The sequence below is a fragment of the Thiorhodococcus fuscus genome, assembly GCF_042682685.1.
In the GTDB taxonomy this organism is placed as follows: domain Bacteria; phylum Pseudomonadota; class Gammaproteobacteria; order Chromatiales; family Chromatiaceae; genus Imhoffiella; species Imhoffiella fuscus.
Window position 1 is genome coordinate 67,913 of the sequence record NZ_JBHUHX010000059.1, and the last position, 19,349, is coordinate 87,261.

Here is a 19,349-nt window from a genome sequence, read left to right on the forward strand (position 1 = left end):
AGTCGATGTCAGACCTTCCCGCATCGGACGTGGCGCGCAGCGCCGCCTATTTTCCCTCCCGCCCCTATAACCTGGTCGTCTGCGATCTCGACGGGACCCTCTTGAACGACGACCATCGCCTCGGCGAGCTCAGCCGCAGGGTGCTGAAGACATTGCAGGATCGCGGCGTCCAGATCCTACTCGCCTCCGGGCGTCATCATCAGGATATCCAGCGCATCGCCGAGCAGCTCGGCGGCCAGGGCGCGCTCATCTCAAGCAATGGCGCCTCGGCACACGACAGTCGGGGGCGAATGACCCACTGCCATCCGATCGCCCCCGACTGTCTCGACTTTCTGCTGAGGGATCCGGCCTTCGGACGTGCCCACGTCAACCTCTATCGGGTCGATGGTTGGCTGGTCGAGACACCCAAGCCGCTCCTGCTGCGCTATCACCAGGATTCGGGATTCGCCTATCGAATGACCGATTTCGCGACGCTCGACGAGGAGCCGGTCCTCAAGGTGTTCTACTACGCGGAGGATCCCGACTACCTCCAGGATCTGGAGCGCCGGATCATGGAACGCCACGGCGACCGATTGGACACCACCTATGCGCTACCGGTCGTTCTGGAGGTGATGGCCAAGGGTGTCTCCAAGGGCGATACGCTGGCCGACATGGTGCAGCGACTTGGCCTCGACGCCTCCGACGTCATCGCCTTCGGCGACGGCCGCAACGACCTCGAAATGTTGCGCTACGCCGGCAAGGGCGTCCTCATGGCCAACGCCGACCCTCGACTCAAGGAAGCCCTGCCGAACCTGGAGGTCATCGGATCGAACGCCGAGGAGTCGGTCGCGACCTATCTGCGCACGCTCTTCGGACTCCAAGGCTGAGGAGCGTCTGGCGGCTCACTCCCGCATCACACCTTGAACTGACCGACGAGATCCTGCAGTTCGGCAGCGAGTCTGGCGAGCCCGTCGCTCGACGAGGCGATCTGACCAGATGCGTTAGAGACGCCGTCGACCGAGTGGACGATGTTGGCCAGATTGCGATCGATCTCGCCGGCGACCGCGCTCTGCTCCTCCGACGCACTAGCGATCTGGGTGTTCATATCGTTGATCCGGGTGATCGAATCACCGATGGCGGCCAGCGACCGCTCGGCCTGACCCGCCTTTTCGACCGTCTCTTTCGAACGCGCCTGCCCCCGCTCCATCGCCGTCACGGCGCTATTCGCTCCGCCCTGGAGACGCTCGATCATCGCTCGGATCTCCTTGGTCGAATCCTGGGTACGCGAGGCCAGACTGCGCACCTCGTCGGCGACAACGGCGAAGCCTCGGCCCTGCTCGCCGGCGCGGGCGGCCTCAATCGCGGCATTGAGCGCGAGCAGATTGGTCTGCTCGGCGATCCCTCGGATCACGTCGAGCACCTTGCCGATCTCGTCGCTATCCGCCTCCAAGCGATGGATCACACCGGCCGCCTGCTCCACCTCATGGGCCAATGCCTCGATCGCGTCGATGGACTCCCGCACGACGCCACTGCCCTGCCGGGCCTCCAGGTCCGCTTCGCGCGCAGCCTGGGCCGCACTGTTTGCGTGGGCGGCGACCTCCTGCACGGTCGCCGTCATCTCGTTCATGGCGGTCGCAACCTGATCCGTCTCGGCCTGCTGGCGTTGGATCTGATCCTTCGTCCCCTCGCTGGTCAAGTTGAGCTGCTCGGCCGCCGCCGCGAGCTGGCTGGTCGCACCAGTCACCTGGGCGATCAAGGTTTGAATCTTGCTTACGAAGGCGTTGAAATTGGCCGAAATCAAGGCGATCTCATCCTTGCCGTCGACCGGCAAACGCTGCGTGAGATCGCCCTCTCCGCTGGCGATATCGCCCAGCGCAGTACCGACGTGACGGAGAGGAACGGAAACGCTGCGACCGACCAACAGGATCACGCCGGTCAGCAGAATCAGACCAACGACACCGATCAGGGTCAGCTTGAAAATGAGCGCGTTGCTATCGGCCAGCACCGCATCGAGCGGCAGCGCCATGCCAATCGACCACTGTCCCTCGTTGCCGGCCAGGGTCAGGGGAGCCGTAATCACCAAGCCTTGGCCTTGAAAAAGATCGCTGTATCGGACGGTGGTAAAGGGCGTCCCCTGTGCCAGCGCCTCGGTGAGTCGAGGGAGATCCTCACCCAACGATTCCTTCTCGACCTCGGCCACATTTTTGCCCAACCGCCCATCGTCCACATGAGCGATCACCATGCCATCATGGGTGAACAGCGCCGCAGCGCCACCGAAGGGACGCATGGAGACAATGATTTTCTGGATCACCGAGATCGCCATATCGACGCCCAAGGCGCCAACGACCCGACCGCCCTCGATGATAGGCACGACGATCGAGGTCATCAGCACCGGCTTACCGCCCACCTCGTAGCTGAAGGGATCCATAATCACGGGTTTTCCGCTGTTGCGGGCCAGCAGATAATAGTCGCCGTCTCCGGGCGTTTCGTACCCCTTGAGCGCCTCCATCTCGGTCTTCTCGCCGTCGCGATACCAATAGGGAATGAACCGCCCGGTCGCATCGTGTCCGGGGGCTCCCGCATATTGGGCATCCAATCCATCGAAGGTGTTGGGCTCCCATAGCGTCCACGCGCCGAGCAGCTCGGTATGATCCTGGAGATAGGTCGAGAGAATGCGATTGAATCGATCCCGACGCTCCTCGACCGGGATCTCAGCGCGCGTCTCGACAACCGCCAACAATGCCTGTAGCGCACGCAATTCGCCGTTGAGTTGCCCCTGGATCACCCGCCCCTCGGAGTTTGCCATTTGACGAACCGATTCGATCGCGCCCTCGGTCACCGCATCCCTCAGCACCAACTGCATGAAAAGGATTATGCCGGCCAACATAACCAGCGTCATTGGCACTAAGGTGACCAACAGTTTTTGCATCATGGAAAAACGCGCGAGCATGTGGATATCCCCAGTGAGAAAAGAGAGCGGACAATCGACCTTAGGGCGTCGTCCCGATGCGCATTAAAAAATCGACGCAATTCTAATGTAACTTGCATGACGCCTGAACACACCTCGCGGTCACCTCATCAGATCCGCCGCGATGCTCGCGGTGAATTGAAGGCCATTTCATCGAGCCTCGCCGACCCTTATTTACGCGGCGATAAAGACAGTCACCCCGATTCAACCATCATCGAACGGAGCCGAACATGACCGAGCAAAACAGCAACGACCTCTTTCAACCCTACCAACTCGGCAGCCTGACACTCGCCAATCGAATGGTGATGGCGCCCCTGACGCGCAACCGCGCCGCCACCGGCGATGTTCCAACCCCTTTGATGGCGACCTACTACGCCCAGCGCTCCACCGCCGGACTCATCATCACAGAGGCCTCGCAGATCTCGCCGCAGGGCAAGGGCTACATTCAGACGCCCGGCATCTACAGCGAGGCGCAGATTCAGGGTTGGAAAGGGGTCACCGACGCCGTCCATGGACACGGCGGCAAGATCTTCATCCAGCTCTGGCACGTCGGTCGCGTCTCGCACCCCGATCTACAGGAGGGCGGCGCGCTGCCCGTCGGGCCCTCGGCGATACGCGCCGAGGGTCAGGTCTTCACCGACCAGGGGATGGTCGACATGGTGACGCCGCGTGCGCTCGATCTGGAGGAACTTCCCGGCGTCGTTGCGGACTATCGACGCGCCGCCGAGAATGCCCGAGCGGCCGGTTTCGATGGGGTCGAAATCCATGCGGCCAACGGCTATCTGCTCGATCAGTTCCTGCGCGACAAGAGCAACCGACGGACCGACAACTACGGCGGAACCATCGAGAACCGGACGCGCCTGCTTCTTGAGGTCGTCGACGCGGTGCTGGAGGTGTGGGGGAAGGACCGCGTCGGGGTCCGTCTCTCGCCGCTCTCGCCCTTCAACGATATCGACGACAGCGACCCAGAGTCGCTCTTCACCTATGCGGTCGACCAGCTTGCCGAGCGCGGGCTCGGGTTCCTGCATGTCATCGAGGGCGTCACCGGCGGTCCGCGCGAGACCGGACACAGCTTTAAACTCTCCAGGCTGCGCGAGCGCTTCCCAGGCACCTACATCGCCAACAACGGCTACACGCGCGATCTGGCCTTATCGGTCAGAGCCGAGAACGCGGCCGACCTCATCGCCTTCGGGAAGCTCTATATCGCCAATCCGGATCTAGCCGAACGCCTGCGCCGGAACGCCTCGCTGAACGCGTTAGACGAAAGCACCCTCTACGGTGGCGATGCCCACGGCTACACCGATTATCCCTTCCTCGGCGAGACAGGCTGAGCGACCTCATCGCGCCGGACACCAACCCCGGCGCACGTTGTCCAACCTGCCCTGATCACCCATCGGAGACCCAACCAGATGCAGAACTTCACCTTCCACAATCCGACCCGCATTCTCTTCGGTCAGGGACGCATTGCCGACATCGCGCAGGAAATCCCGCAGGGTGCCAAGGTACTCATCACCTACGGCGGCGGAAGCGTCAAAAAGACGGGAACATTGGAGGAGGTCAGAGGGGCGCTGACCGGACTGACGCTGTTCGAGTTCGGCGGCATCGAGCCGAATCCCACCTTTGAAACGCTGATGCAGGCGGTCGAGCTGGCGCGACGCGAATCGGTCGACTTCCTGCTCGCGGTCGGCGGCGGATCGGTGATCGACGGCACCAAGTTCATCGCCGCAGCCGTCCCCTTCGATGGCGAGCCCTGGGACATCCTGGCCCGCCATGCCCCGATCGAGAGCGCGCTGCCGCTCGGCACCGTCCTCACCCTGCCGGCCACCGGCTCCGAGATGAATTGCGGCTCGGTCGTCACCCGACGCGCGACCCAGGACAAGCTCTTCTTCACCCACCCGGCGGTCTTTCCGCGATTCTCGGTGCTCGACCCGACCAAGACCTTCACCCTACCGCCACGTCAGGTGGCCAATGGAATCGTGGATGCCTATGTCCACACCATCGAGCAATACCTGACCTACCCGGCGGACGCCAAGGTCCAGGACCGCTTCGCCGAGGGATTGCTGCTGACGCTGATCGAGGAAGGCCCCAAGGCGCTCGCCGACCCGGAGAACTACGCGGTTCGGGCCAATATCATGTGGACCGCGACCCTGGCCCTGAACGGGCTGATCGGAGCGGGCGTGCCGCAGGACTGGGCGACCCACATGCTCGGTCACGAGCTCACCGCCCTGCACGGACTCGATCACGCCCAGACGCTCGCCATCGTGCTGCCGGCGATGCTCCAGGTGAGACGCGAGCAGAAGCGCGACAAGCTGCTGCAATACGCCGAGCGGGTCTGGAACCTAGGCGACGGCGACCCGGACGCGCGGATCGATGCAGCCATCTCGCACACCCGCGACTTCTTTGAATCGCTGGGCGTCGGCACCCGTCTCGGCGGCTACGGCATCGGAGCCGACGCCATTCCCGCGCTGCTCGACAAACTGGAGCAGCACGGCATGACCGCGCTCGGCGAACACCAGGACGTCGGCATCGAACGTTCGCGCGCGGTCTACGCGCTGGCCTTGTAAATCGGCCCGCTCAAGGGTCCCAGCGCCAAGCTGGACCTCCATCCGGCCCGGTCCTCGGGCGTCAACGGCAGAAATCGCCCACCAAACGCATGGCCGACTCTCGCAGTCGGCCACTTCCCTACCGAAGACAGGCGAACCCGGCTCGGCTCAGAGATCCGGCAGGGGATCATGCTCCGGATCGGCGGGCAGGGCGGCGCGATCGCGCCGCTCCAACACACGCAACCCCAACGCAACGCCTATGGCGACGCACAGCATGACGACGGCGCCCAAAACAACGCCGTCCCAGCCGAGCCAGTGCCAGAAAGGACCGAGATAGAAGCTGCCGACGCTGGCACCGCCGTAATAGGACATCAGATAAAGCGACGAGGCGCTCGCGCGCGCGCCATCCGCCTTGCGGCTGACCCAGCCGGCAGCCTGAGTGTGGGTGAAGAAGAAGCCGATGGCGTTGATCACCATGCCGAGGATGATGACCTCCAGACGCGGCACCAGGGTCAGAAGCGTCCCGCTGATGAGGATGAGCAGCCCGGCGACCATCGCCAACGGTTGGGAGCGCGTGCCCACGATCCGACCGGAGACGCCGGCGGCCAAGGTTCCCGAGAGATAGGTGAGGAAGAGCAACCCCAACAGCGCGGGCGAGAGGTTGTAGGGCGGTGCGCTCAGCAGATAGGTGATGTAGTTGTAGATATTGATGAAGACGAGAAAGTTGAGACCGCCGACGAGACAGGCGAGCAGAATGATCGGATTGCGGACATGTCGCCCCAGATCGGCCAGCATGGCGACCGGATGCAGGGGCTTGGGTCGAAAACCGCGCGACGGCGGCAGCATCCAGATGAAGATGATCAGGATGACGAGGCTCAGACAGCCGGTCACCAGAAAGCTCGTCTGCCAGCCCCAGACCGAGGCCACGCCACCGCTGATGAGCCGCCCCGAGATCCCGCCCAGCGAATTGCCGCTGATATAGAGCCCGACCGCCAGAACCATGGCGTCGTGCTCGAACTCGTCGCCCATGTAGGCCATCGCGACGGCGAGCAGACCGCCGATCACGAGCCCCTGGACCGTGCGCAGCGCAAGCAGCGACCAGAAATCCGGCGCGAAGGCCATGGCCAGCGAGCACAGGGTCGTCAGCGTCATGGTCACGAACATGATCCCACGCCGCCCGATGGCGTCCGACAAGGGACCGTAGACGAGGAGCGAGAGGCTCAGGGCCAGGGTCGTCAGCGAAACGGTCAGACTGGCGTGAACCGGCGAGATACCCCAGGTCGCACTGAACAGCGGAAGCAGAGGTTGAGGGGTGTAGAGATTGGCAAAGGTCAACAGCGAACCCAGGCTCAGGGCCAGGGTCGCACGCCAAAAGGCGGGGGTGCGTGCGGCGATCATTCGAATGGGACAACGCGGAACAATTCTTCATTCTAAGGCAGGGACTTGAGCGCCACAAACCGCGTTCGAACGACCGATCGAAAACACGCGGCGACAGGTGTCCGGCCACTCGACCACGCGAAAAATCCTGCCAATCCTGAAAAATCCTGTTAATCCTATCCCTTCTCCGCCCGCTACCCGCACGCAGAGCGATCGAGCCGCCCTCATGTCCGAGCCCCAAGCACCCACCGAACACCTCAGCGGCTCCATCGAGCGCATCACCTTCCACAGCCCGGAGAGCGGCTTCTGCGTGCTGCGCGTCAAGGTACGCGGCGAGCGCGATCTCATCACCGTCATCGGCTCGGCCGCGAGCGTCACGCCGGGCGAATACCTGGAAGCGGAAGGCCGATGGGTCAACGACCGCCAGCACGGGCTCCAGTTCAAGGCGATCGGTCTGCGGATCATCCCGCCGCGCACGCTCGATGGCATCGAGCGCTATCTGGGCTCGGGCATGGTCAAGGGCATCGGACCGCACTTCGCCCGCAAGCTGGTGGGCGCCTTCGGCGAGCGGGTCTTCGAAGTCATCGAGGACAACCCGGAGCGGATGCTGGAGCTGGACGGCATCGGCCCCAAGCGCCAGAAGCGGGTCACCGAGGCCTGGGCCGAGCAGAAGGTCATCCGAGAGATCATGGTCTTCCTCCAGTCGCACGGGGTCGGTACGGCGCGCGCGGTGCGCATCTACAAGACCTACGGCGAGGAGGCGGTCGAGCGGGTGCGCGAGAATCCCTATCGGCTCGCGCTGGACATCCACGGCATCGGCTTCAAGACTGCCGACACCATCGCCGAGCGCCTCGGCATCCCCCACGACTCGCTGATCCGCGCCCAGGCCGGGGTACGGCACGTGCTCCAGGAGATCGCCGGGGACGGCCATTGCGCCGCCTGGCACGAGACGCTGGTCGAACAGTCCTGCACCCTATTGGAGATCCCGGAGCCCATCATTCAGGAGGCGATCCAGGTCGAACTGGCGGAGGAACGGCTGATCGCCGAGCCCATCGACGACCGACCCGCGCTCTTCCTCGCCCCATTGCAGCGCGCCGAACTCGGCGTCGCCCGCAGTCTGGAGCGGCTCCGGCTCGACCCGCCGCCCTGGGGAGGCATCGACGTCGACAAGGCCCTGCCCTGGGTCGAGGCCCAGACCGGGCTCGCCCTGTCCGACTCGCAACGCGCTGCGGTCAGCGCCGCCGTCTCGGGCAAAGTGACCATCATCACCGGCGGTCCGGGCGTGGGTAAGACCACGGTGGTCAACAGCATCCTGCGCATCTTGCGCGCCAAGGGGGTCGAGGTGCGGCTGTGCGCGCCGACTGGGCGCGCCGCCAAGCGGCTGTCCGAGTCGACCGGCGGGGAGGCCACGACCATCCACCGTCTGCTCGAATTCGATCCCCAGACCATGGGCTTCAAGCGCGACCAATACAGCCCGCTCGACACCGATCTGCTGGTGGTCGACGAGGTCTCCATGGTCGATGTGGTCCTCATGAATCAACTGCTGCGCGCGGTGCCGACACGAGCCGCCGTGCTGCTGGTCGGCGACGTCGACCAGCTCCCCTCGGTCGGACCGGGCGCGGCGCTCGCCGATCTCATCGGCTCGGGCGCCGTGCCGACCGCACGGCTCACCGAGATCTTCCGCCAGGCCGCCGCCTCGCGCATCGTGGTCAACGCCCACCGCATCAATGCCGGCCAGATGCCCGAGCCGCCGGATGCCGAAGGCCCGGACAGCGATTTTTATCTCATCCGCTGCGATACACCGGAGGCCATCCACGACAAGCTGATGCGGGTCGTCACCGAGCGCATCCCCGGACGCTTCGGTCTCGACCCGGTGCGCGACGTCCAGATCCTGACGCCGATGAACCGTGGCGGACTGGGTTCGCGCGCGCTCAACGTAGCCCTGCAGAACGCCCTCAACCCGGACGCCCAGCCGCGCATCGAGCGCTTCGGCTGGACCTATGCACCGGGCGACAAGGTCATCCAACTGGTCAACGACTACGACAAGGAGGTCTTCAACGGCGACATCGGCCGCATCCGCTCGATCGACAGCGAAGAGGGTCTGCTGACCATCGACTTCGACGGCCGTCCGGTCGTCTACGAGAGCGGAGAACTGGACGAGATCGCGCTCGCCTACGCCACCAGCGTACACAAGGCCCAAGGCTCCGAATATCCTGCCGTCGTCATTCCGCTCGCGACCCAGCACTACACGCTCTTGCAACGCAACCTGCTCTACACGGCCGTCACGCGCGGCAAGCGTCTGGTGGTGCTCATCGCCCAACCCAAGGCGCTCGGCATCGCGATCAAACAGACCGGATCGAGCCAACGATTGACCAAACTGCGGTGGCGGTTGATGGAGTGAAGCTGCAGAATGGCCCCTTGATGCCGATACCAGGATCGGCCACGTTGCGACTCCAACCCGCCAACCTGTTCGGCTTATCGGCCGGCCCACTGGCTCGACCAGCGACTGCAGCCTAGACCTGGATACGGGCGACCGATCGGATCCCCCTTAACAGTCATGCATGGAGTGCAGGCCATGGCTCAAACCAGTATCGCCGCCAACTTCGGGAAATACTTCGAGCTCAAGCTGGCGCAACACCCTGACCAACTCGAACAGACCCTTCATATCCGTTACCAGGTCTACTGCGAGGAGTTCGAATACGAACCGCAGGGTCGCTTCCCCGACAAAATGGAACGGGACGAGTTCGACGACCGCGCGTTGCACTGCCTCATGACCCACCGCGAGACTCAGGCGCCGGTTGGATGCATTCGTTTTATCAGCGCGGATTCGGATGAGGACGGCCGCCCCCTGCCATTCGAACGCTTCTGCCCACCGACACCGGACTTCGGCATCCACCCCCGGCTCATGCCGAAAGCCTGTTATGGAGAGCTGTCCCGGCTGGCGGTGCTGGAATCCTTCAGACGCAGACGCAAAGACACCAAGACCCCCGTCAGCCTGACGCCGAACGATACGAACGAGACGTCCGAACAACGCGACGCCTTCCCCATGATCCCCGTCGGACTCTTCATGGCGGGGATCGCCATGTTCCTGCGCAGCCAGACCGACTTCAGCTTCGCCCTGATGGAACCACGTTTGGCGAGACGCCTTCAGCGTTTCGGCATTCGTTTTATCCAAGCCGGTCAGTTGGTCGAGCATCACGGACCACGCGCCCCCTTCGTTCTGCCGCGTGAAACGGTCGTCGACTCGCTGAGTCCAGACGTCATTGACCTCTTCTGGCTCGTCGACCAGCAGTTGTTTGGCCCCCGTCCCTCGTACGAGGCACCGATCGCTCAGCATGCATAAAGAGGAAAACTCCATGCGGGACGCGCCCCGAACTCCAGGCTATGTCGATACCTCCTATCTCCAAGCGGCTGCGGACCTCGTCCAGCCAATCAAGAAACGCAGCTACGAACTGCTTCGCATTGCGCCGAACCAACGCATCCTGGATGTCGGCTGCGGACCAGGCATCGATACACTCGCGATGGCCGAGCTGGTCAGCCCGCAAGGACAGATTCTCGGCCTGGATGCCGATCCGGAGATGGTCGAGATCGCCCAGACGCGCGCCGAGCGTGCGGGCCTGGCCGAACGCGTGGAACATCGACAGGGAGATGCCGCGAACTTGCCACTGGAATCCAGGATCTTCGACGCCTGCCGCAGCGAACGACTCTTCATCCATCTAGACAACCCGTCGCAGGCGCTCGCGGAAATGCAACGCGTCGCCCGGCCGGGAGCCTGGATCGTCCTGGTCGATTCGGACTGGGGAAGCCTCTCGATCGATTCGCCGCATGTCGAAATCGAGCGCCGGCTCGCCCGTTTCCGAGCCGAGCGACTGTTGAGCAACGGATACTCGGGCCGCCAACTGTTCAGGCTGTTCAAGGAGTCTGGACTGACCCATATCGAGGTCGAGGTCTGGCCTGTCGTCATCGCAGGCGACGGCCAATTGCTCCGCTACCTCACCAAGCTCGACGAGGTGGAACGCAAGTCCCTGGAGGCGAGAGTCATGATCGACGCCGAGATCGCAATCTGGCGCCAAGGGCTGGAGTATGCCGAACGGCAGGGCAACGCCTTCTGTAGCATGAACCTGGTACTTGCGGCAGGACGCGTCCCCCAAGACCTCGAATCCGCCCAAGCGGGATAGATCAGAAGCGATAGGAGCCGAGAACCGAAAAGAGCGTCCAGTAGCGCTCGGTCTCGCTGGGAACCGGATTCTCCAGCTCGGACAGCCAGCCGGTGCCGTCGATGTAATGGAACTCCGTCCTCAGCATGAAGGCTGGAGTGACGTCCCAGCGCATCCCCAGAGTCAGATCCTTGGCGAAACGTCTGTATGCCGGCAGACCGGTCGCTGCGGCGAATGCCGTTCCATTGCGGTCCTCCTTGTCCCAGTAGAGCACGTCGTATCTCAGCAACGCCTCCCATCGCGGGGCGAAGCGGTAGGTTCCCTGTAGGTAATAGCTCTCGCCGGTGAATCCGACATCGGGGAATTCAGGACCGAAATCCCGCACGCTCGCCGAGCGCCGCGCATATTCGGCCGTCAGATCCCAATACCGGGCGTTGTACTGCGCCGAAAAAATCAGCGGCTCGAACCGAAACCGGCCGGAGCCCAAGACATCCCCAGGACCATGGGGATCGTAACCTACATTCACCTGACCACCCGAGACGGCGAACCGGAAACGCGCATCCACGGACTCGTAACCCAGCCGCGCCAGCCAGGTCGGATCGGGATCGAGCTCACCTGGCACGGGTCCGAAGAAGATGGAGCGCTCGAAATCCGGATCGTCGACCCTCGGATATCCCCACTGCAGCTGAAGCGAAAGATTGCCCGTCTCACCGTAACGCTCGCCATAGAGTTGAGCGCCGTCCAGCGAAAGCGCCAGGTTGCGATTGACGTCGAAATAGATGGATTGCGGCAGCAGGATGCTGGGGCGGGCGAAGGCGACGTCGCGCGTGTCCAGATAGAAGCCGAGTGGATTCAGGATGCGCCCGAGCCGAATTCCCATCTGCCCCTCGCGTCCAGCCAGGAAGCGGTCGTCCAGGAAGCCGAAATCCAGCCGGATGGCGCCATCGTCCGTCTCCCCCGCGAGGCGTGAAACCGCTTGAGCCGAGAACTGTAGACCAGGCCTCACGCGCCAAGAGGCATTGAGCCCCAATTCACGGAAATCGAAGGAGCCTCCGTCGATGGAGTCGCCGAAATAATTGTTCCCTGTCGTCAGGATGTAACCCTGGCTCGCAAAGCCGTGAAGTTGGAGTTGCTCGGGCCAGTCGCCGGCCTGAGCGGCCATGCTACAGATACCCGCCAGCCCGACTGCACAGTGGACCGCAATTCCCTTGATCGTCGAGCGAAGATCCAAATGCAAAGCAGGCACTCCCCAATTTTCCCTATTCCAACGCACGAAGATAGACCGATCGAAACGCACCGAGCGCACCGAACACACGACCTTAGGCGCCATTGTAGAGCAGCAACCGCCCGAACGCCGCGCTGGAAGTCGAAATCAGAGCATCCCCTGAACAGCAAGAAAGACCCGGCATTCGCCGGGTCGAGGGATCTCTCGGGGGAGAGATGAGGAGAACAGCTTGAGTTGTCGAAATCGATGCGTCGGGAGACATCGACTTCAGAAACGCTATCGGCACGAAACAGCCTTTCTTTACCCCGCCATTGTGAAAGGGAGAAACACCCGAGCGATATCTGGACTCAGGTCTCACAATTGGCCAAACGTAGGAGCCGATCGGCCAGGTCCAAGATGGAGTCGCCACGACTGATGCGACCGCGCCAATCCTCCGGAATGGCGTTCAGACCATAATAGGCGCCTGCAAGCTGACCATAGATGGCACCTGTGGTGTCGGCGTCCTCGCCCAGATTGACGGCTCGCAGCGCCCCCTCGCGGAAGGTCTCCGTGTTCCAAAAGGCCCAAAGGGCCGCCTCCAGCGACTGAACGACGTAACCTGTCCCACGAATCGCCGGAGGATGACGCACCTTGAAGCGACCGGCGGCAATCTGGTCGATCTGCGAACTCAGCGGATGTACCGCCCAATCGACGCCCTCGGGGGCGAAGCGCGGACCGAGCAGGATCGTCTTGTCCACGCCTTGCAACGCCCCGACGATCAGACCGGCCATGTAGCGGCAGGCATCGACCGCCTCCGAGGCACCGTGCGTCGTGCGGGACATGCATCCAGCACAGCGCACCGCCTCGACGGGCGAATGGGCGAAGGCGAGCGGAATGGGCGCCAGACGCATCAGCGAGCCGTTGCCAGCACTGTGCGGATCTCTGGACCCCGCCAAGGGATCGCCCGTCTCCTCGAAGCGCCGCAACGCCTGGGCGACCGTGTTGCCGATGTCGAAACAGCGTCCGGTGCTGCTCCAGTGGCCTTGATCGCGCCAGAGCAGATAGCGGCGCATCTGATCCTCAGGGTCGAAGCCGGCGCACACGATCAGACTCTCGGCCAGGCAAAGGGCCATCGAGGTATCGTCCGTCCACTGACCTGGGGCGAGCCGGAAGGGGCCGCCGCCCTGCATGCAGTCGATCGGCTGAAAGCATCCTGGGCGGGTGAATTCGAGCGTCGTTCCCAGCGCATCGGCGACCGCGAGCCCGATCAGTGCGCCACGGAACCGCTCCGCCAGTGAGTGCTCGGCGTAGGTCGTCATGGCGCGACCTCAGAAGCCGGATCCATCAGAAGACGTGTATAAACAGCCAAATCCTCCGCCGAGAAACAGCAGAAAACGACCTCTTCGAGCACTGTCGACCGCTCCAGAACCGCGCGGACGGCACCGACGGCCACCTCGGCGGCCAACTCGACCGGATAGCCATAGACACCCGTGCTGATGCTCGGGAAGGCCAGTGTGCGCACCGAGTGCGTCGCGGCCAGCTCAAGCGAGCGCCGGTAGCAGGAAGCCAGCAGCTCGGGCTCGTTCGCCCTGCCCTGCTGCCATACCGGACCGACCGTATGGATGACGAATCGGGCCGGTAGGCGATAGCCTCGGGTGATCTTTGCATCGCCGGTGGCACAACCGCCGAGCGCACGGCATTCCGCGAGCAGCTCCGGACCAGCCGCGCGATGGATGGCGCCGTCCACACCGCCGCCGCCAAGCAGCGATCCGTTGGCCGCGTTGACGATCGCGTCCACCGCCAGGCTGGTGATGTCCGCTCGAACCGCGCTCAACCTTGCCCTCATGACCGACTCACCTCCCACCCGATTGCCACAGACATCGACACCCCGACACAACGCAGGTTCGACACGTCCCCCTTAGGTCGAAACAGAACCCGCAACGTGTCCGAATGGACGCGACCCTTTTGCTAAAGTGCAACCTCTCCGTCTCCGTTGGTTTGCAGTTTCATGGCTCGTGCTCCGAAGAAATCCTCGAAGAAACCCCGCTCCACCGCTAAATCCCGCTCGAACACACCGATCTGGCTTCCCTCCAAGCTCAAAACCTGGCTGCTCAAACTGCGCGGCCTCGCGATCGCGCTGGGGGCGATCGGTCTGGTGTCGACGCTCCCGCAAACCATCGTCGAAAAGCTGCCGGAAAGCGCCCAACAGGCCGTATCCATCACCGTCGATATTCGCACCTTGCTGGGCGAGATCGCCTCGGATACCGGAGGTTGGCTTGGCGATCTGTTGGGCTCGCGCGCGCCCTCCTTGAGCGGGGATATGCTTTCGCTGATCCAATCGCTTCCGCTCGATCCGAAACGCTGGCTGCCCCAGAACGGCGACACCATCCAGCCCGACGCCAGCAGACTACCTCAGGTGGCCGGTTCCTTCGCCGGTGCGAAAAAACTGCTCTACGACCAAGTCTATTCCGATCACAGAAAGACCTTCTACTGCGGATGCCGCTATGACGACAAGCGCCAGATAGAGCTCGGCAGCTGCGGTCTGACCGGCCTGACCAGCTCGCGCGCCCAGCGCGTGGAGGCCGAACATGTCTTCCCCGCCGCCCAGTTCGGCAACATGCGCAAGTGCTGGCGACAGCCCGAGGCCTTTCCTGACTGCGTAACCAGCGGGGGGCGCACGCTCTCCGGCCGTCAATGCTGCGAACGAACCGACCCGGTCTTCGAGGCGGCGCACAACGACCTCTTCAACCTCTATCCGGCGGACGGCTACATCAACGGACAGCGATCGAACTTCAACTGGGGCATGGTCGGCGGCGGGGAGCGTTTCGGCGACTGCGACATCCGCATCGACGCCAGCCAGCGCCGCGTCCAGCCGCCTCAGAACGTCCGCGGCGACATCGCCCGGACCATGTTCTACATGCGCGATACCTACGGCTTCCGACTGAGCCGCCAGGACGAACAGCTCTATACCGCCTGGAACAACAGCGATCCACCGGATGCCTGGGAGATCGAGCGCGAGAAACGTATCCGGCGAATCCAAGGAGTCGGCAACACATACGTCGCCGATTACAAACCGCTGTAGCCTGGGTGCAGGGCAGCAAACCCAGGACGGCGCTCAAGTTGCCGCCGAGCGTATCCGCAAGGGCATCCCCGGAACCGCTATCGCTCCATCCGGGCTACGCGGACGGACATGGATGGATCCTCTGATCCGGACCATTGACCAGCATGGATGCCGAGATTCGGCACCCATGCTGCGTGCGGAGAGATCTATTTGATGAACTTGCCGCGCGCCTGGTAGTGCGTGTGCAAGTGATGGTGCGAGATGTGTCCGCAGGGACCGTCGGTGAGGAACTCCTGGTAGAGCTGGAGCACCATCGGGTTCTCGTGCGACTTACGCACCGCGTAGTCGGCGTCGATCTGGTAGATGGCCTGAGACCGCTTGGCGCGGATCTCCGGGCTGGTCGGGATCGGCTGACCGCCGCCGCCGAGACAGCCGCCCGGGCAGGCCATGAACTCGATGAAATGGCACTCGCTGAACGGACCGCCGGCCTCGATGTCCTCCATCACCCGTTGGGCGTTGGCGGTACCGTGCACCACGCCGACCTTGAGGGTCGCACCCTTCAGCCAATCCCAATTCGGAACCAGATGCTTGATGAGATCCGGCACCGGACCGACCTCGGTGATCGGGATCTCGGCCAGACGCGCCCCTTCGATTCCGCGCACCGGCAGGATGTTGGCGTGGTCGTAGAAGTCCTCGACCTGCTTTCCGGTGACCATCTCGATCACGCTACGCAGCGCGGCCTCCATGACACCGCCAGTCGCACCGAAGATTGCGCCGGCACCCGACGCCTCGCCGAAGGGGGCGTCGAACGGCGCCTCGGGCAGCTTGGGCAGATCGATGCCCGACTCCTTGATCATCCCCGCCAGCTCACGGGTGGTGAGGCCGTAGTCCACGTCCTTGAATCCGCTCGAATTCATCTCGGGGCGGTTGCACTCGAACTTCTTGGCGGTACAGGGCATGAGCGCGACCACGACCATATCCGCCGGATCGACGCCCTTCTTCTCGGCGTAATAGGTCTTGAGCAACGAGCCGAACATCTGCTGCGGGCTCTTGGCCGATGACAGGTGATCGAGCCGGTTCGTGTGGAAATGCTCCATGTATTTGACCCAGCCGGGCGAGCAGCTGGTGAACTGGGGCAGCTTGACGCTCTCGTCCTTCTCCACCAGCGCCTTGTAGAGCCGCAGGATCAGCTCGGTACCTTCTTCGATGATGGTGAGGTCGGCGGTGTGGTTGGTGTCGAAGACCGCGTCGAAGCCCACCCGCTTGAGCGCGGTGTTGAGCTGCTGGGTCACCGGGGTGCCGGGCTCCAGCCCGAAACACTCGCCCATGCCGGCGCGAGGCGAGGGCGCGGTCTGAATGACCACGTGCTTGGTCGGATCCTCGATCATGGTCCAGACCTCATCGGTCTGATCCAGCTCGGTCAGTGCGCCGGTGGGACAGTGGTTGATGCACTGACCGCAGTTGATGCAGACCACGTTCGCGAGCGGCTTGCTGGCAAAGGTCGCGACATGCGCGCGCGAGGAGCGGCTCGCGACCGTGAGACAGCCGACGCCCTGGAGTTCGTCGCAGGCGCGCACGCAGCGTCGGCAGAGCACGCACTTGTTCATGTCGCGCACGATCGAGGGGCTGCTGCGGTCGATGACGTACTTGGGCTCGGTCGGATGACCGAAGCGGTAGAAGTCGACGCCGTATTCGGCCGCCAGGGACTGGAGCTCGCAGTTGTTGTTGCGCTTGCAGGTGTTGCAGTCGCCGTAGTGCTCAGCCAGCAGCAGATCGATGATGTGGCGTCGGGCGGAGCGCACCTTGGGGGTGTTGGTCTTGACGGTGACGGACTGCATCACCGGCGTGGCGCAGGAGGCCTGGAGGGTGCGCGCGCCCTCGACCTCGACCACGCAGACCCGGCAAACGCCGGAGGTGCAGAGATCGTCGTGATGGCAGAGGGTCGGAATGCGCACACCGACCTGACGGGCGGCGTCCAGAATCGAGGTTCCCTGCTGCACCTTGAGTTCGATGCCATCAATGGAGACATCGATCATGGGTGCGTCCGGACCGGGAACGAAGGCGTTACGGTTGTGCTTGGAGGCTGTATGCATGTGCTTGCTGTTCATCTCGTTGTTGCTCCCATCCGTCCTCAGGCTGCCAGGACCGGGCGCGCCATGATCTCTTCCTTGAAGTGCTCGTTGATGGCGATGAAGACGTTCGGACTCGCCTGTCCCAGACCGCACTTGGAGGTGGTCTTGATGCTGTGGCTGAGACCGATGAGATCGTTGAGATAGCGGTTGGAGCAGGTGCCCTTCTGCAGCAGGCGCACGCCGTCGAGCAACTTCTGGTTGCCGATGCGGCAGCCCGTGCACTGACCGCAGGACTCCTCGACGAAGAACTCCAGATAGTTCTCGGCCACCTCCAGCATGTCGCGGCCCTTGCCGTAGACGATGATGGAACCACCGATGCCCAGGTCCTCGTAGCCCATGACGCGGTCGAACTGGCTCTCCGGAACCAGCTCGCCGGTATAGCCGCCGACCTGGACCGCCTTGGCCCCCACGCCGTCGACCAGCTCCAGCAGCTGCCGCACCGTCATGCCCCAGGGCAGCTCGTAGACGCCGGGGCGGGCACAGTCGCCCGAGACGCTGAACAGCTTGAAGCCCTTGGAGCGCTCGGTACCGATGGAGGTGAACCAGTTGACGCCGCGCGCGATGATGCAGCTCGCGGTGGCCAGGGTCTCGACGTTGTTGACGACGGTCGGACGGCCGTGCAAACCCTTCTCGACCGGATAAGGCGGACGATTGCGCGGCTCGCCACGGCGACCTTCCAGGCTCTCGATCAGTGCCGTCTCCTCGCCGCAGACATAGGCACCGGCGCCCATGTGGATGCGGATGTCGAAGGAGAAACCGTCCTTGCCGAGGATGTTCTCGCCAAGCAGATTGGCCTGACGCCGCGCCTCCAGAACCGCCTCCAGGTGCGGACGCAGATGGGTGTATTCGTAACGCAGATAGACGATGCCTTCGCGGGCCCCGACGGCATAGCCGGCCAGGGTCATGCCCTCGAACACCAGATCGGCGTACTTGCCGAGAAGAACGCGGTCCTTGAAGGTGCCCGGCTCGCCCTCGTCGGCGTTGCAGATGATGTACTTGACGTCGCCCTCGGCCTTGGCGGCCAGGCTCCATTTGACGCCGGTCGGAAAGCCGGCGCCGCCACGTCCCTTGAGTCCGGAGACGGTCAGCTCGCTGGCCACATCGACCGGAGTCATCTCCTCGACCGCCCGCGTCAGGGCCGAGTTGGGCGCGTGGGAGGAATAGCTGAGGATGCTGGAAAAGGTCTCGCCGACATTGCCGACGGTCGGGCGGCGGGTTCGAGCCTCCTGACGGCATTCCTCGATGATGCGATGCACCATCGGCGGGGTCAGGTTGGAGAAAACCTCGTTGTTCACCATCATGGCCGGGGCCTGATAGTTCATCCCGATGCAGCTCGTCCATTCGAGCGTGAACATGCCGTCCGGGGTGGTCTCGCCGAAGCGGATGCCGAGGTCGTTGCGCAGCTGACGCGCGACCGACTTGGCCCCCTTCATGATCGAGGACATGTCGCGGCTGAGCCGGATGATGAATTTGCCCTTCGGCTTCTTGTTGATGAAGTGGAAGAAGGTGGCGACGCCGTAGACCTCGTTGGCGGGGATCTTCAGCTGGTCGGCGATGTATTGCATCGCGAATTCGGAGACATAGCCGAATTCGTCCTGATACGCCAGAAGGAGTGGAATAAGCTCCGATCGCTCGGACCCTATTGTTTTCATCAGCTCCTTGATGACGGCTTTTTCATTGTCCTGCCCAGTCAGCAACATCAGAGACCTCACTCCGCACGCCCCGCGAAAGGGAGCACGCGGCCATGTTGAACACGAGCTGGGTGGCCGCGACAGCGGCCGATCCCCGCGTATCGACCCATCATCTGGACGTCGAAACGGCGCGGGAGCGCGGATGACCTGTGAGGAATCCGGTGTCCGACGGGGTTACGACCAGCGCGGCGCATGAAGGATCAGTATTGGGTAAACTAATACCCCTACAAAATACCG

General features: G+C 63.4%; 14 protein-coding genes. 7 read left to right on the top strand and 7 right to left on the bottom strand.

What is annotated here, in order from left to right; genetic code table 11:
- The first annotated feature begins 5 nt into the window (after positions 1-5).
- Positions 6-866, top strand: a complete 861-nt coding sequence (locus ACFSJC_RS18580; protein ID WP_386028692.1) for a Cof-type HAD-IIB family hydrolase — start codon at positions 6-8, stop codon at positions 864-866.
- A 26-nt stretch (positions 867-892) separates the two neighbouring features.
- On the opposite strand, the gene ACFSJC_RS18585 is transcribed toward ACFSJC_RS18580, so the two are convergent.
- Positions 893-2,866, bottom strand: a complete 1,974-nt coding sequence (locus tag ACFSJC_RS18585) for a methyl-accepting chemotaxis protein (protein ID WP_386028693.1) — start codon at positions 2,864-2,866, stop codon at positions 893-895.
- Between the two features lie 311 nt (positions 2,867-3,177).
- On the opposite strand from ACFSJC_RS18585, the gene ACFSJC_RS18590 reads away from it, so the two are divergent.
- Together ACFSJC_RS18590 and yqhD are read left to right on the top strand one after the other, a co-directional pair.
- Positions 3,178-4,278, top strand: coding sequence for an alkene reductase (locus ACFSJC_RS18590; protein WP_386028694.1), 1,101 nt, complete (start codon positions 3,178-3,180; stop codon positions 4,276-4,278).
- A gap of 78 nt (positions 4,279-4,356) precedes the next feature.
- Positions 4,357-5,511 carry an alcohol dehydrogenase gene (gene yqhD, locus ACFSJC_RS18595; protein ID WP_386028695.1) on the top strand — a complete coding sequence of 385 codons (1,155 nt, stop codon included), beginning with the start codon at positions 4,357-4,359 and terminating at the stop codon, positions 5,509-5,511.
- 147 nt (positions 5,512-5,658) lie between these two features.
- On the opposite strand, the gene ACFSJC_RS18600 is transcribed toward yqhD, so the two are convergent.
- Complete coding sequence (locus ACFSJC_RS18600) at positions 5,659-6,888, bottom strand: MFS transporter (RefSeq protein WP_386028696.1); 1,230 nt, start codon at positions 6,886-6,888, stop codon at positions 5,659-5,661.
- Positions 6,889-7,093: 205 nt separating this feature from the next.
- Between ACFSJC_RS18600 and recD2 the strand changes: the two genes are divergently transcribed.
- From recD2 to ACFSJC_RS18615, 3 genes are all read left to right on the top strand, one after another.
- The gene (gene recD2 / locus ACFSJC_RS18605; protein ID WP_386028697.1) at positions 7,094-9,268 is read left to right on the top strand and encodes an SF1B family DNA helicase RecD2; all 2,175 of its coding nucleotides are present in this window, start codon (positions 7,094-7,096) and stop codon (positions 9,266-9,268) included.
- A gap of 174 nt (positions 9,269-9,442) precedes the next feature.
- Positions 9,443-10,210 carry a PEP-CTERM/exosortase system-associated acyltransferase gene (locus ACFSJC_RS18610; RefSeq protein ID WP_386028698.1) on the top strand — a complete coding sequence of 256 codons (768 nt, stop codon included), beginning with the start codon at positions 9,443-9,445 and terminating at the stop codon, positions 10,208-10,210.
- Positions 10,203-11,045, top strand: a complete 843-nt coding sequence (locus ACFSJC_RS18615) for a methyltransferase domain-containing protein (RefSeq protein ID WP_386028699.1) — start codon at positions 10,203-10,205, stop codon at positions 11,043-11,045. Before ACFSJC_RS18610 ends, ACFSJC_RS18615 begins: the two co-directional genes overlap by 8 nt.
- A 1-nt stretch (position 11,046) precedes the next feature.
- On the opposite strand, the gene ACFSJC_RS18620 is transcribed toward ACFSJC_RS18615, so the two are convergent.
- The 3 genes from ACFSJC_RS18620 to ACFSJC_RS18630 form a co-directional block, all read right to left on the bottom strand.
- Complete coding sequence (locus ACFSJC_RS18620) at positions 11,047-12,186, bottom strand: hypothetical protein (protein WP_386028700.1); 1,140 nt, start codon at positions 12,184-12,186, stop codon at positions 11,047-11,049.
- Between the two features lie 410 nt (positions 12,187-12,596).
- Positions 12,597-13,547, bottom strand: a complete 951-nt coding sequence (locus ACFSJC_RS18625) for an ADP-ribosylglycohydrolase family protein (protein WP_386028701.1) — start codon at positions 13,545-13,547, stop codon at positions 12,597-12,599.
- Entirely contained in the window at positions 13,544-14,074 is a 531-nt protein-coding gene (locus tag ACFSJC_RS18630; protein ID WP_386028702.1) for an O-acetyl-ADP-ribose deacetylase, read from the bottom strand. Before ACFSJC_RS18630 ends, ACFSJC_RS18625 begins: the two co-directional genes overlap by 4 nt.
- A 162-nt stretch (positions 14,075-14,236) precedes the next feature.
- Here ACFSJC_RS18630 and ACFSJC_RS18635 point away from each other — a divergent pair, with 162 nt between their 5' ends.
- Positions 14,237-15,310: an endonuclease gene (locus tag ACFSJC_RS18635; protein ID WP_386028703.1), complete on the top strand. Its 1,074-nt coding sequence runs from the start codon at positions 14,237-14,239 to the stop codon at positions 15,308-15,310.
- Between the two features lie 185 nt (positions 15,311-15,495).
- Here ACFSJC_RS18635 and ACFSJC_RS18640 read toward each other — a convergent pair whose 3' ends face one another.
- Positions 15,496-17,397, bottom strand: coding sequence for an NADH-dependent [FeFe] hydrogenase, group A6 (locus ACFSJC_RS18640; RefSeq protein ID WP_386028704.1), 1,902 nt, complete (start codon positions 17,395-17,397; stop codon positions 15,496-15,498).
- A gap of 23 nt (positions 17,398-17,420) precedes the next feature.
- A complete protein-coding gene (locus ACFSJC_RS18645) occupies positions 17,421-19,121 on the bottom strand; it encodes an NAD(P)H-dependent oxidoreductase subunit E (protein ID WP_386028705.1) in 1,701 nt (566 codons plus the stop codon).
- Positions 19,122-19,349 lie beyond the last annotated feature (228 nt).

Excerpts from the sequence above, each read along its gene's own strand:
- ACFSJC_RS18580 (WP_386028692.1), top strand. The coding sequence starts at position 6 with ATGTCAGACCTTCCCGCATCGGACGTGGCGCGCAGCGCCGCCTATTTT.
- ACFSJC_RS18585 (WP_386028693.1), bottom strand. The coding sequence starts at position 2,866 with ATGTTGGCCGGCATAATCCTTTTCATGCAGTTGGTGCTGAGGGATGCG.
- ACFSJC_RS18590 (WP_386028694.1), top strand. The coding sequence starts at position 3,178 with ATGACCGAGCAAAACAGCAACGACCTCTTTCAACCCTACCAACTCGGC.
- yqhD (WP_386028695.1), top strand. The coding sequence starts at position 4,357 with ATGCAGAACTTCACCTTCCACAATCCGACCCGCATTCTCTTCGGTCAG.
- ACFSJC_RS18600 (WP_386028696.1), bottom strand. The coding sequence starts at position 6,888 with ATGATCGCCGCACGCACCCCCGCCTTTTGGCGTGCGACCCTGGCCCTG.
- recD2 (WP_386028697.1), top strand. The coding sequence starts at position 7,094 with ATGTCCGAGCCCCAAGCACCCACCGAACACCTCAGCGGCTCCATCGAG.
- ACFSJC_RS18610 (WP_386028698.1), top strand. The coding sequence starts at position 9,443 with ATGGCTCAAACCAGTATCGCCGCCAACTTCGGGAAATACTTCGAGCTC.
- ACFSJC_RS18615 (WP_386028699.1), top strand. The coding sequence starts at position 10,203 with ATGCATAAAGAGGAAAACTCCATGCGGGACGCGCCCCGAACTCCAGGC.
- ACFSJC_RS18620 (WP_386028700.1), bottom strand. The coding sequence starts at position 12,186 with ATGGCCGCTCAGGCCGGCGACTGGCCCGAGCAACTCCAACTTCACGGC.
- ACFSJC_RS18625 (WP_386028701.1), bottom strand. The coding sequence starts at position 13,547 with ATGACGACCTACGCCGAGCACTCACTGGCGGAGCGGTTCCGTGGCGCA.
- ACFSJC_RS18630 (WP_386028702.1), bottom strand. The coding sequence starts at position 14,074 with ATGAGGGCAAGGTTGAGCGCGGTTCGAGCGGACATCACCAGCCTGGCG.
- ACFSJC_RS18635 (WP_386028703.1), top strand. The coding sequence starts at position 14,237 with ATGGCTCGTGCTCCGAAGAAATCCTCGAAGAAACCCCGCTCCACCGCT.
- ACFSJC_RS18640 (WP_386028704.1), bottom strand. The coding sequence starts at position 17,397 with ATGAACAGCAAGCACATGCATACAGCCTCCAAGCACAACCGTAACGCC.
- ACFSJC_RS18645 (WP_386028705.1), bottom strand. The coding sequence starts at position 19,121 with ATGTTGCTGACTGGGCAGGACAATGAAAAAGCCGTCATCAAGGAGCTG.